This window comes from Flavobacterium sp. RSP49 (assembly GCF_003968735.1).
Classification (GTDB): domain Bacteria; phylum Bacteroidota; class Bacteroidia; order Flavobacteriales; family Flavobacteriaceae; genus Flavobacterium.
In genome coordinates, this window is sequence record NZ_RYDN01000014.1 from 20,963 (window position 1) to 34,595 (window position 13,633).

Consider the following 13,633-nt stretch of genomic DNA (forward strand, 5'->3'; position numbering starts at 1 on the left):
AGTAAATACTAACGGAATCTGAAATCAAAAATAGCTACTCTTCATTCGAAAATCCTTTTAAGAACTACTCTACTTTGAGAATCACCGGAAGAATAAATTGTATTTTTACGGGAATACCGCGCTTGATAGCTGGGTTAATTTTTGGAAAATCAACTAAACGAACTTTAAGAATACTGTCAATTTTGATTTTGTCATAAGCCACGGAATCTTTGGGAAACTGCGGCTCAAATTGCATCGTTGCATTTGGAAAAACCGTGACCTTAACTTCGATCGTATCCAGTTCCGGATAAAGAATTGCAAGGGTATCCACACTCAATTTCTCCTGAATCAGCTGGGTTAAAACATCAAAAAAACACTGTTGGCGTTGCTTTTTATCTTCTATTTTTTCACATTCTACTACTGATGGGTATTCATCGACTTCTTTCCAGTTGATGGATTTCAGTTCCTTTTGCAACAATTCTTTTTCCGAGGGAATTTGCTTGTCTAAGTATTGACAGGAATTAAAAAATATAAATACTAAAAAAAGGTAATTCTGCTTCAAGGTTTTGTGTTTGAATTGGACTAATATTCTATAAAAATACAATTATTTTTTTTGAGATGCTTTCGAAAGCAAATAATCTTCGTAGTTTTCAGCAAACCATTTCTTTTTGATCGCAGCGGCAATTTCTTTTTGATCGGGATACGAAGCCACCAATCGATCTGAAAGAACAGCAGTTTGGATTGTATATTTATAAAATTCCTCCTAATTCAATACTGAGTTTGGGTCTGATTTTTTATCGAAAAAATCAAAAAAAGCGCATCAAACTCTTTCAAATAAAAATTCAATACTTTTGAGTGTTCAAAATTAGTAAAAATAAATTCATGGATGTACTGCTTTTGGTTCTTGGTTTTATGTGTATGATTTTAGGCGTTTTTGGTAGTTTTTTACCGGTTCTGCCCGGACCTGGCATCAGTTGGGTTGGATTGGCATTACTGTATTTCACAAATGCTGTTCCAGTAAATTATTGGATTTTAGGAATTACTTTATTGATCACCGTGATCCTATCGGTTTTAGATTACGTGATTCCGGCAAAGGGAACTAAGCGATTTGGCGGAAGCTCCTATGGTATTTGGGGCACTAACATCGGATTGATCGTGGGGATTCTTGCTCCTGTCCCTTTTGGATTCATTATCGGCCCTTTTGTTGGTGCGTTGATAGGTGAACTTATTTATGATTTTAAAGACCATAGTCGAGCTTTGAGAGCGGCTACAGGTTCCTTTATAGGGTTTCTGGCATCCAGCTTTATGAAATTTGTGGTTTGCGTGATGTATTTAGGTTTGTTTGTGTGGATTGTCTGGAATTATAAATCTGAGTTGTTTTAAGGGAAATACGAAATGAAAGGCATGTATGCTAACCCACTGAACTACCAAACCTGCTACATTTAAATCAAAAAAGCTATCCACAAAGTGGAAAGCTTTTCATTGGTCTAACTACTAAACCCGCTACGAGTTACAAATTCGCAGCAAACAACACAACTAACGTTAAAAACCTTTTAGGGGCAAAAAAGCCTTTCTGTTACGAAAGGCTTTCCCCAATATTGCGGTCTGGACGGGACTCGAACCCGCGACCCCATGCGTGACAGGCATGTATTCTAACCAACTGAACTACCAAACCTCTGCGTTATTGCGGTGGCAAAGATACAATAGATTTCCGTTTACGCAAGTGTTTTTTGAAAAAATAATTGATAAAAAACCGTACTATCACCCAAAGTTTTGTTTTTCAACCAAGTACGTCAGTACTATTTTTTCAAAACTTTCATTCACACTCACCGGAATGTACTTTATTCGGTTTTGAGAGCACGTTAAAGCCAACTTCTTGAAGTACATTTCTACTTGTTTTTCATATTCCTCCTTCACATTATCGGCAAAAACTGCTACTTCCTCTCCTGTTTCTATATCAATAAACTTTCGCGGGGCGTTATCAAAGTCAAAATTAAGCTCTGTTTTATTGTCAACAACATGAAACAAAACCACCTTATGCTTGTTGTGTTTCAAATGTTGTAAGGCATCAAACAGCGCCTTTTCATTACCGGATTGAAACATATCGGTAAATACAATAATCATCGAACGGCGGTGGATTTTCTCGGCTATTTGATGCAAGAAAGTAATTGTATCCGTACTTTTAGTAGTCGCAGATTTCTCTAAAAGTCCTTCAAGCGCATTCAAAATCATTCGATGGTGGCGATCACTGCCTTTTTCAGGCGCGTAGTACTCATAACTGTCCGAAAACACACTTAGTCCCACAGCATCACGTTGCTTCTTCAAGAGATTCATTAATACTGCCGAAGCCAAAACTGAAAAACCAATCTTATTCTCAAAAAAATTCTGATTCTCTTTCAATTTCGGATAATGCATCGATGAGGAATTATCAATGATAATATGACACCGCAAATTTGTCTCTTCTTCAAATCGCTTGACGTACAAGCGTTCCGTTTTGGCAAACAACTTCCAATCAATATGTTTGGTACTTTCGCCTTCGTTATACACTTTATGCTCCGCAAATTCAGCCGAAAATCCATGAAACGGACTTTTATGCATTCCAGAAATAAATCCTTCCACCACTTGATGCGCCAGCAATTCCAGATGCTGGAAACTAGAAATTTTCTCTATTTGCGATTCGATCTTCATATCCCAAATATATTAAAAGATTGAACGATTTAAAAATTAAACTATTACAGAAACTCAATTTAGGAACTGAAATAAATTCAGCTTAAACAAAAAAAAGGCTTGACTCTCGCCAAACCTTTTCTCTGAATCCAGTACAGATCCTATATAAATCATAATCTACTGATTACAACAATGCGTCTAAACTATCCGCGTAGGTTTGCTTTGGAGCAACTCCTACTTGCTTTCCTACTACTTCTCCGTTGTGAAAAACCAAAACAGTTGGTATATTTCTTACTCCGTATTTGGCAGCAAATTCTTGATTTGCATCCACATCTACTTTTCCTATAACTACTTTTCCTTCGTATTCCGTACTCAATTCATCAATGATTGGTCCTACCATTCTACAAGGTCCACACCAAGCAGCCCAAAAGTCCACCATTACCGGTTTGTCAGATTTCAAAACTAATTCTTCAAAATTCGCGTCTGTTATTGCTAATGCCATACTATTTTATTTAAAGTTTATCGTTTGAATTTTTAAAATTCAAAACTAGAATACAAATTTAGAAATTAAAAACTAATCAAACACTATTCCTGAATTAGTTTTACCTATTAATACATTGCCAATTCTTATTCAACACATTCAGTGTACCTCCATTTATTACTTATTTGGAGCTATTTCCTGCTGTACGCTGTATTCCCAATTAACAAAAACTACGGCTAAAAAAGCCTTGTTTTTCTAAATCGGGAGATGCCGCTCCCATCAGGGCTAGGGGTTTCCTGAAAACCAAAATATTTATTCCTAAAAAAAGGCCGTCACCTCAGACAGCCTTTTTAAAAAATCTAACTTTTTGTGTTTATAAACTGTATTTTACTCCAAGTGTTAATCCCAATCCACTGATTCCAACATAAGAACTCAACTCATCCGTAGGTCTGGAAGTATCCACAGTATTAAATTGCGCGTTATTAGAGTTACTGTCTAAACGGTCTGAATAATTCGAATGTATCTGAGCTGTTGTACGCGTATTCAATCGATCTAATCCATTTACCGTAAATTCCGTTGTTTCTTTATCTTTTCCATGAACAGTAAAGTTACGGTATTCCAATTCTGCAAAAGCCGAAAGGTTTTTGGCCAACTTATACGAAGTCCCTAACGCCGCTTGAAAACCTACTGTAGGATTTGGCTTGATGACATCCTTGCTAAATACATTTACACCAGCGCCAGCAACGGCATTTGTTTCAATCGTCAAATCCCCGTGAACAGGCACAATTACCCCAACTTTAGAGTAGGTTTCGAATCCTTTTACTTCTCCCAGAAAAAACACAATTGCAGGAGCTAAATCAAAAGCAGTAATTTGTCCAACGGATCGCAGTGTCGTGGCGCCATCATCTACTCTTTTGACCATTGTTTTATCCGTACTATTATAATAATTGATTCCCATTTCCAGACCCAAACGATCCGTAAAACGGTATCCAACACTACCAGATGTGCGGAAACCCTCTCCAAAAGATCCGGTAACACTCTCCTCTGAAACTAAATCGCCTCCTACATAAACTGTACTAAGTGCAGACTGACCTCCAACAGTGGGGAATTCAGTTGCGGCTGTCTGAAGAAAATAGGATCCTCCTAATTTAAAATACCAACTTTCCTTTTTTTCCGTTTGCCCTATCACAATCATAGAACAAAACATAAATCCAAATAAAAATAAATTCTTTTTCATGATTATTGTTGTTTAATTCACACAAACATAATGTAAATTTACCCAACGATTCCGGGCTTTTTAGGCCGTAAAAAGCGCAAACAACAGTTCTGTCAAACGCCAAGCTAAATTTTTACTGTGCGCGCATAATTTTAACAAAAACAACACTAAAAAAAATTAAATTTAACTGTTAAAAAATCAGTTTAACTTAAAATTAATTTGCATTTTTTCCAGTTCAACCAACAATTCATTTGAAATTTTCACTTTCAATTTTCTGCTTGGCATGGTCAGTTTAGTCACTACTTTTATTTCTTCTACTTCAGTTGCCGTACTAATTTCGGAATTTCCTGATTCTAGAGAATCGGTTTCCTCATTTTCGTCTACAAAAACGGCTTCTTCATTTTCCGGAAGTACCACCACATTTTCTACTAATCGCTTTATTTTTTCCAACTCCATAATTTCAAAAGCTACAGTATTATCGCCTTTGTTTTCTTGAAAAATATGATTTAACTTATGGATAAATTCCGCCTCTAGATCATTAATATTCAATAGTAAAATTAGCTTTTTAGCAAATGTAGTCAGGACATCCTGCAGGTATTGCACCAGCACAAATTGCAATCTTGGATCTCCTTTTTTTCCAGTATCCCGATCCGTCCAGCCTTCCTTGACCATTACTTTCATAAACGTAAAATTATTCTGAATCAGGAAATGGCGAAACTTCAAATACTCCTCCCCAAAAATCCGGAACTCATAACTTTCATCGTACCCTTCTAATGTAAATATGCCCCAGCCTTTTCCGTTTTTGGCAACACGATGTTGTACATTATTGATAATCCCCCCAAAAGTCAGATTTTTACTGACATGCAATTCCATGTTCTTGAGTGCTTCTAACTTGGCATTGCAAAAATATTTCATTTCAAATTTGTAATCGTCCAGCGGATGCCCAGAAATATAAATCCCCACCACTTCCTTTTCTTTGGCTAATTTTTCCATTGTGCTCCAATCCTCACAAGGCGGAACAACAGGTTCTTCAATTTGCACATCACTACTTTCGCCAAACAAACTTACTTGAGCTGAATTTTCATTTTCCTGAAATTTAGCACCGTACCGAATTGCTTTTTCGTAAAAGGTAATTCCATCGCCATCATCATGAAAATATTGTGCTCTCGTAGTTCCTAAAAACGAATCGAAACCACCCGCCAAAACCAGATTCTCCAATGCTTTTTTATTGGCCGCACGCAAATCAATTCGTTTGGTCAAATCAAAAATAGATTTGTATTTTCCGTCTTTTCTATTTTCCACAATCGTAGTCACAGCGCCAGAACCTACACCTTTTACAGCTCCCATCCCAAACCGAACCGCATAATCATCGTTTACCGTAAATTTATAAAACGATTCATTCACATCCGGTCCTAAAACCTGTAATCCCATGCGTTTGCATTCTTCCATAAAGAAAGAAACTTGCTTGATATCACTCATGTTATTGGACAAAACCGCAGCCATATATTCAGCCGGATAATTCGCCTTCAAAAATGCCGTTTGGTAGGCAATCCAGGCATAACAAGTCGAGTGTGATTTATTAAACGCATATTCTGCAAAGGCTTCCCAGTCTTTCCAGATTTTCTCCAGTTTATCTTCAGGATGCCCTTTGGCCGCAGCCTGACTGATAAATTTAGGTTTCATTTTATCCAAAACGTCCTTTTGTTTTTTTCCCATCGCTTTACGCAAAACATCCGCATCCCCCTTTGAGAAATCCGCTAGTTTCTGGGACAAAAGCATTACTTGTTCTTGGTAAACGGTAATTCCGTAGGTGTCTTTTAGTAATTCTTCGCAGGCGTCAAGGTCATAAATAATTTCCTCTTCACCGTTTTTTCGCTTGACGAAACTTGGAATATAGGCAATTGGCCCCGGACGATACAAGGCATTCATGGCAATCAAATCGGGAAATACTGTAGGCTTTAATTCCTTCATGTATTTTTGCATTCCCGGACTCTCATATTGAAAAATTCCTACAGTTTCTCCACGCTGGAAAAGCTCGTAGGTTTTCAAATCATCAATAGGAAACTCATCCGGGTTCAGGTCAATTCCAGTTCTGTATTTTACCAATTTAACCGTATCTTTTATCAGAGTAAGGGTTTTCAAACCCAAAAAGTCCATCTTTAACAAACCGGCACTTTCCACCACCGAGTTATCAAACTGGGTCACATACAAATCCGAATCTTTGGCGGTTGCTACAGGAACAAAATCAGTAATATCACTTGGCGTAATAATGACACCACAGGCGTGAATTCCTGTATTTCTAAGATTCCCTTCTAAAACTTTGGCTTGCTGAATGGTTTCTCCGCCCAAATCATCTTCATTAGCAAGTCCTATTAATTCCTTTATTTTATCATACTCTTCGGGACGAACGGCCTTCTTAATTACATCGTCCTTTTCATTTAAAAAACGAGCTAAATTCCACTTAGAAGGCATCATTCCCGGAATCAATTTGGCTATTTTATCGGCTTCAAACAAAGGTAAATCCAACACACGAGCGGTATCTCGAATCGCTGATTTGGTAGCCATTTTACCATACGTGATAATTTGCGCCACCTGTTTCGAACCGTATTTACGGATCACATAATCCATTACGCTACTGCGTCCTTCATCATCAAAATCGATATCAATATCGGGCAAAGACACCCGATCCGGATTCAGGAAACGCTCAAAAAGCAGGTTGTACATCAAGGGGTCAATATTGGTAATCTTCAAACAATACGCCACCACCGATCCCGCCGCAGAACCCCTTCCCGGCCCTACAGAAACACCCATGCTTCTCGCCTCAGCAATTAAATCCTGCACAATCAGGAAATATCCTGGATATCCTGAATTAGATATCGTCAACAATTCAAAATCAAGTCGTTCTTGAATTTCTTCGGTCATTACGGGATATCGTCTTGTTGCTCCTTCAAAAGTAAGGTGCCTCAAATACGCATTCTCTCCTCGCACCCCACCATCAACAGCATCTTCCGGATTATTAAATTCAACCGGAATTTCAAATTTTGGCAATAAAACTTCCCGTGCCAAATCGAAAATTTCAATTTTATCCACAATCTCCGAAATATTTGAAATTGCTTCGGGCAAATTTGCAAAAAGTTGTTTCATTTCGTCTCCCGACTTGAAATAATATTCCTGATTGGGCAATCCGTACCGATACCCGCGACCGCGACCAATAGGCGTGGTTTGTTTTTCGCCATCACGCACACAAAGCAAAATATCGTGCGCATTCGAATTTTCCTTATCTATATAAAAGGTATTGTTTGTCGCTATAATCTTGACATCATGCTTTCTGGCCAATGAAATCAAAGACGCATTCACCCGATTTTCATCTTCCTGATTGTGACGCATCACCTCAATATAAAAATCTTCCTGAAATTCATTTTTCCACCAGACTAAGGCTTCCTCGGCTTGGTTTTCACCAAGATTCAAAATCTTATTTGGGATTTCACCATAAAGATTTCCAGACAAAACAATAATATCTTCTTTGAATTGCTGAATGACTTTCCTGTCAATTCTTGGCACATAATAAAATCCTTCGGTATACGCGATAGAAGACATTTTAGCCAAATTATGGTACCCTTTTTTGGTCTTAGCCAAAAGTACTATCTGGTAACCATTGTCTTTAATTTTTTTATTTTTATGGTCCTCACACACAAAAAATTCGCAACCTACAATAGGTTTCATCGGAACTTCAGTAGGTTCATCCCCGTTTTCAATCGCCTCTTTATTCTTGGCTTCAGCCACTTTATTATGGTATAAAATATCGCGGACAAAATGAAAAGCACCCATCAAATTCGCATGATCGGTCATGGCAACTGCCGGCATTTTTTGTTGTGCCGCCGCTTTTACCAATGCTGCAATACTGATCGTCGATTGCAATACCGAAAACTGCGTATGATTATGCAAATGCACGAAAGGCGCATCAATAAGTACTTTTTTATTCTCTGAAAGTTCTGCTTTCGAAACTGTCGGCGCTTGTTTTTCGCCAAACTGCTGACGAATTTTATCGGACGCTTCCTTTAGATTAATATGTTTTAAACCTATGAGTTTAATCTCACTTGGATTCTTGCTTTGAAAATCTTGAAAATAACTGCCCGGAACGTCGAGTTCCTCTTTTGTAAAAACATCACGACGAACTAACTCTAAGAAACAACGCGTAGTTGCCTCCACATCGGCAGTGGCGTTGTGCGCTTCACCGAAAGGTTTATTAAAAAGATACGAATGCAATTCCGTTAGCGTAGGCAGTTTAAATTTACCGCCACGGCCACCTGGTAATTTTAATAACGAAGCCGTAACTTCTGTACAAGTATCCAGAATTGGCATCAAGCTCATTTGGCTCTCCACTCCCATTCTGTAAAATTCGCACCCCATAATATTGATATCAAAACCTAAATTCTGACCCACTATAAATTTAGCTTTGCCTAAAACAGCATTGAACTTTTCTAGCACTTCTGCCAACGAAATCCCATCGGCTTCCGCCAATTCTGTAGAAATACCGTGAATTCGTTCGGCATCAAACGGAATATTAAACCCTTCGGGCTTGATCAAATAATCCTGATGCTCAATCAGTTTACCCATATCGTCGTGCAACTGCCACGCGATTTGAATACATCGTGGCCAGTTATCCGTATCTGAAATGGGTGCGCCCCAACGTTTTGGTAATCCTGTGGTTTCGGTATCGAATATTAAGTACATAGCTGGATTTGAAGAGTTTGTGATTTTAAAAAATCGCGAAAAATGAATTTCAAATTTAGTTTTTTTAGAGTAGAATAGAAGTAAATTATCAACAAAAAACAAAATTATTTTCCAAGGCTATTCTCCTATTAAAACTACAATCACTTACAACAAATCAACTTGATTGCATCGTATTAAAAGATAAAAAGACGACATATTGCTTTTTTGGATGTCGTAGTATTTCATCAAAAAAAAACAATGAAATACCGCTAAAAAAAAATGTTGTTTACTACGAAAACCATTTTGAAAAACAACTGTCACAAAAGTGAATTAGTGAATTTAAAATTAAAAAAAAGTTGCTTTTCATACCATTTAATTAAATATTCGTAAATATAACTGCATTTAAGAAGCCTAATTTAACGATTCAACAAACATCAAAAAACTCAACAAATTGATTTTTTATTAGATCTAAATAAAAAACTACCGTACAAAAAAAAAGTAAAAAGACAAAAATCAACAAAGAAATATCCGAATGGGATTTTGGGTATCGTATATAATGGAATATTGATACGTAAAGCCTTGATTGTTTTTTTAGCTTTGTCTTTATTGTTATCATCGTAGCCTTTTGGGCTATAAACAAAACACATTAAAACATATTAAAATGAGTACTACATTATTTGACAAAGTATGGGATTCGCACGTGGTGCGCAAAATTAAAGACGGACCAGACGTATTTTTTATTGACCGTCATTTCATCCATGAAGTTACTAGTCCTGTAGCTTTTTTAGGTTTAAAAGAACGAGGCATTTCAGTATTATACCCAGAGCGCACTTTTGCTACTGCAGATCACAACACACCAACTATAAATCAACATTTACCGGTTGAAGACGCATTGTCTGCCAATCAACTCAAAGCATTAGAAGAAAACGCTGCTGAATACGGCATTAGCCATTGGGGTTTAGGAAATCAAAAAAATGGAATTGTTCATGTGGTGGGTCCTGAAAACGGAATTACCTTACCCGGAGCAACCATTGTTTGTGGTGATTCACATACATCAACTCACGGAGCTTTTGGCGCCATCGCTTTCGGAATTGGGACGTCTGAGGTTGAGATGGTACTTTCTACCCAATGCATTATGCAACCTAAACCTAAAAAAATGCGCATTAATGTTGCCGGTAATCTTCAATTTGGGGTTACTCCCAAAGATGTGGCACTTTATATTATATCTAAATTATCGACTTCAGGGGCTACCGGCTATTTTGTGGAATATGCAGGTGAAGTTTTTGAAAACATGACCATGGAAGGCCGTATGACCGTTTGTAATTTAAGTATCGAAATGGGTGCTCGTGGCGGAATGATCGCTCCGGACCAAACTACTTTTGATTATTTAGAAGGACGTTTGTATTCTCCAAAAGGGGATGATTGGAATAAAGCAGTAGCTTATTGGAAAACATTGAAAACAGATACTGATGCCAAATTTGATGAAGAAATCAACTTTGAAGCATCGGATATTGAACCTATGATTACCTACGGAACAAACCCAGGAATGGGATTGGGAATTTCTAAAAGCATTCCAAACTCAAAAGACGTTGCCGAAGGAGAAGAAACATATGCAAAATCTTTAGGATACATGGGATTTCATCAAGGAGAAGCCATGATTGGAAAACAAATTGATTATGTTTTCTTAGGAAGTTGTACCAATGGTCGAATTGAAGATTTCAGAGCTTTTGCCTCCATTGTAAAAGGACGCCAAAAAGCGGATAATGTTACCGCTTGGCTGGTTCCAGGATCACATGTCGTAGAAGCACAAATTAAAGAAGAAGGAATTCTTGAGGTATTAACCCAAGCTGGTTTTGTTTTGCGTCAGCCAGGATGTTCCGCTTGTTTAGCAATGAATGACGACAAAGTTCCTGCCGGAAAATATGCGGTAAGTACTTCCAACAGAAACTTTGAAGGACGTCAAGGACCTGGCTCGAGAACGTTGTTAGCAAGTCCGTTTATGGCTGCTGCTGCCGCTGTAACTGGAGTTTTGACAGATCCTAGAGAACTTCTTTAAAAGAATTCAGATTGAAGATTAACGATTTTTGATTGCAGATTTCGTTAGTGTCAAAATCCAATTTGAATTTTTAAAATCAAGATTAAAATAGTAAAAAAATAAAAACAGTAGCGATTAAAGATTTATTTTCAAAACAGGAAATCAAAAATCTAAAATCGTTAATCAAAAATCAAAAATCAAATGGCTTACGATAAATTTAATATTCTTACCAGTAGCGCAGTTCCGCTTTCTATCGAAAATGTAGATACGGATCAAATTATTCCTGCTCGATTTCTAAAAGCAACCGAACGTGTTGGTTTTGGCGACAACCTTTTCCGTGACTGGAGATACAATAATGACGGAACTCCGAAAGCTGACTTTGTACTGAATAATCCAATCTACAGCGGAAAAATTCTTATTGGAGGCAGAAATTTTGGTTCGGGTTCCTCAAGAGAACACGCTGCTTGGGCGGTTTACGATTATGGTTTTAGATGTGTGGTTTCTAGTTTTTTTGCTGATATTTTTAGAAATAACTGCCTGAATGTTGGTGTCTTACCAGTTCAGGTTAGTGCTGGATTTGCAGAAAAAATATTTAAAACTATCGAAGAAGATCCAAAAACGGAACTAGAAATTAATCTTCCAGAACAAACCATTACCATTAAAGCAACTGGCGAAAAAGAATTTTTTGATATTTCGGGTTATAAAAAAGACAATATGATCAATGGTTTTGATGATATTGATTATTTGCAAAATATAAAATCAGAAGTGGTGGAATTTGCCAATCAACTTCCTTACTAAACATAATCCGAAAAGGTATTGGCTAAAGATTTTCTTTGGGTTCTCCCCGAAGCAACTGTTTTTAGTTTTTGATAAAAACAAGATATCCCGATTTCTGATTCATGAAATCGAAATCGAATCCCATCTATAATGAAAAAAAGAAAAATTGAAATAATGGATACGACGCTTCGTGATGGTGAACAAACCTCCGGAGTATCCTTTTCTGCTGCAGAAAAATTAACCATTGCACAATTATTACTGGAAGAGCTTCATATTGACCGAATCGAAGTTGCTTCGGCTCGTGTAAGCGAGGGTGAATTTCAAGGAGTGAAAGGAATTATGGCTTGGGCCGAAACAAAGGGATACAGCAGCCGAATTGAAGTTTTAACTTTTGTAGACGGGGGACTTTCTATTGAATGGATGAAAAATACCGGAGCTAAAGTTCAGAACTTACTAACCAAAGGATCGCTCAACCACTTAACCCACCAGTTAAAAAAAACACCCGAACAACATTTTTCTGAAATTGCGCAAGCCATAGCCTTAGCTCAGGAAAATAATATTGAAACTAATGTATATCTGGAAGACTGGAGTAACGGAATGCGTAATTCCCCTGAATATGTATTTCAATATTTAGACTTTCTAACTAAACAACCGGTCAAAAGAATCTTATTACCGGACACTTTAGGGGTTTTAATCCCTTCTGAAACTTTTGAATTTATTGCAAAAATTATAACGAAATACCCTGATACTCATTTTGATTTTCATGCTCACAACGACTACGATTTAAGTATCGCCAATGTAATGGAAGCCGTAAAAGCTGGTATTCAAGGGCTTCATGTAACTGTTAACGGGATGGGAGAACGGGCTGGAAATGCACCCCTTGAAAGCACTGTTGCGGTAATCAATGATTTCTTACCCGAAATAGAAATTGGCGTAAAAGAATCTTCGTTATATTCTGTTAGCAAATTAGTAGAAACGTTTACCGGATACAGAATCCCTGCAAACAAACCTATTGTGGGCGACAATGTATTTACACAAACTGCTGGTATTCATGCCGATGGTGACAATAAAAACAACCTGTATTTTAACGATTTACTACCGGAGCGTTTTGGCAGAAAAAGAAAGTATGCCCTTGGTAAAACCTCTGGAAAAGCCAATATCGAGAAAAATCTTCAAGAATTAGGCCTTCAATTAAACCCCGAGGATTTAAAGTTAGTTACCCAAAGAATCATTGAATTAGGAGATAAAAAAGAAACCGTTACTAAAGAAGACTTACCCTATATTATCTCTGATGTTTTGGACAGCCAAACCTATCAGGAAAAAATTGTTGTTGAGTCCTATATATTATCTCATGCAAAAGGCATGCGTCCATCGACTACTTTATCTTTAAAAATAGATGGTGAAATCATTGAAGAGCATGCACAAGGAGACGGACAATTTGATGCTTTCATGAATGCATTGGCAAAAATATATAAAAGCAAAAACTTAGAATTGCCAAAACTGATTGATTATGCCGTACGAATTCCACCAGGAAGCAGTTCTGACGCCTTATGCGAAACCATAATCACCTGGACAAATAATGAAAAAGAATTCAAAACCAGAGGGCTGGACTCTGACCAAACAGTTGCCGCAATTATAGCAACCCAAAAAATGCTGAACGTAATCCCAGCCCCAGCCCTCTACGAAGACGAGGGAGCCAAGCCGAAATTGGAGCTTGAAAATTTGAAATAAAATTAAAGAAATACAACACAAACAACAAACCCAA

Annotated in this window: 9 protein-coding genes and 1 tRNA gene; 4 read left to right on the forward strand and 6 right to left on the reverse strand. The window is 37.4% G+C overall.

The features are described 5' to 3' along the window. Window positions 1-64 precede the first annotated feature (64 nt). Complete coding sequence (locus EKM02_RS08785; protein WP_126454279.1) at window positions 65-541, reverse strand: hypothetical protein; 477 nt, start codon at window positions 539-541, stop codon at window positions 65-67. Window positions 542-861: 320 nt separating this feature from the next. Between EKM02_RS08785 and EKM02_RS08790 the strand changes: the two genes are divergently transcribed. Next, window positions 862-1,362, forward strand: a complete 501-nt coding sequence (locus tag EKM02_RS08790; protein WP_126454281.1) for a DUF456 domain-containing protein — start codon at window positions 862-864, stop codon at window positions 1,360-1,362. Window positions 1,363-1,580: 218 nt separating this feature from the next. Here EKM02_RS08790 and EKM02_RS08795 read toward each other — a convergent pair. The 5 genes from EKM02_RS08795 to dnaE all read right to left on the reverse strand — a co-directional run bounded on the left by EKM02_RS08795 (window position 1,581) and on the right by dnaE (window position 9,077). Further along, a tRNA-Asp gene (locus tag EKM02_RS08795) sits at window positions 1,581-1,654 on the reverse strand. Between the two features lie 86 nt (window positions 1,655-1,740). Beyond that, window positions 1,741-2,667, reverse strand: coding sequence for a DUF58 domain-containing protein (locus EKM02_RS08800; protein WP_126454283.1), 927 nt, complete (start codon window positions 2,665-2,667; stop codon window positions 1,741-1,743). A gap of 163 nt (window positions 2,668-2,830) precedes the next feature. Continuing rightward, entirely contained in the window at window positions 2,831-3,148 is a 318-nt protein-coding gene (gene trxA, locus EKM02_RS08805) for a thioredoxin (RefSeq protein ID WP_126454285.1), read from the reverse strand. Between the two features lie 352 nt (window positions 3,149-3,500). Beyond that, a complete protein-coding gene (locus EKM02_RS08810) occupies window positions 3,501-4,364 on the reverse strand; it encodes an outer membrane beta-barrel protein (protein WP_126454287.1) in 864 nt (287 codons plus the stop codon). Between the two features lie 177 nt (window positions 4,365-4,541). Further along, entirely contained in the window at window positions 4,542-9,077 is a 4,536-nt protein-coding gene (dnaE, locus tag EKM02_RS08815) for a DNA polymerase III subunit alpha (protein WP_126454289.1), read from the reverse strand. Between the two features lie 640 nt (window positions 9,078-9,717). Between dnaE and leuC the strand changes: the two genes are divergently transcribed. The 3 genes from leuC (at window position 9,718) to EKM02_RS08830 (ending at window position 13,599) form a co-directional block, all read left to right on the forward strand. Beyond that, on the forward strand, window positions 9,718-11,112 hold the full coding sequence (gene leuC / locus EKM02_RS08820; protein ID WP_126454291.1) for a 3-isopropylmalate dehydratase large subunit: 1,395 nt from the start codon (window positions 9,718-9,720) through the stop codon (window positions 11,110-11,112). 180 nt (window positions 11,113-11,292) lie between these two features. Then, on the forward strand, window positions 11,293-11,889 hold the full coding sequence (gene leuD / locus EKM02_RS08825) for a 3-isopropylmalate dehydratase small subunit (protein ID WP_126454293.1): 597 nt from the start codon (window positions 11,293-11,295) through the stop codon (window positions 11,887-11,889). A 129-nt stretch (window positions 11,890-12,018) separates the two neighbouring features. Continuing rightward, window positions 12,019-13,599 (forward strand): alpha-isopropylmalate synthase regulatory domain-containing protein, encoded by a 1,581-nt coding sequence (locus tag EKM02_RS08830; RefSeq protein WP_234423168.1) that lies wholly within the window; start codon window positions 12,019-12,021, stop codon window positions 13,597-13,599. The last annotated feature ends 34 nt before the right edge of the window (window positions 13,600-13,633 follow it).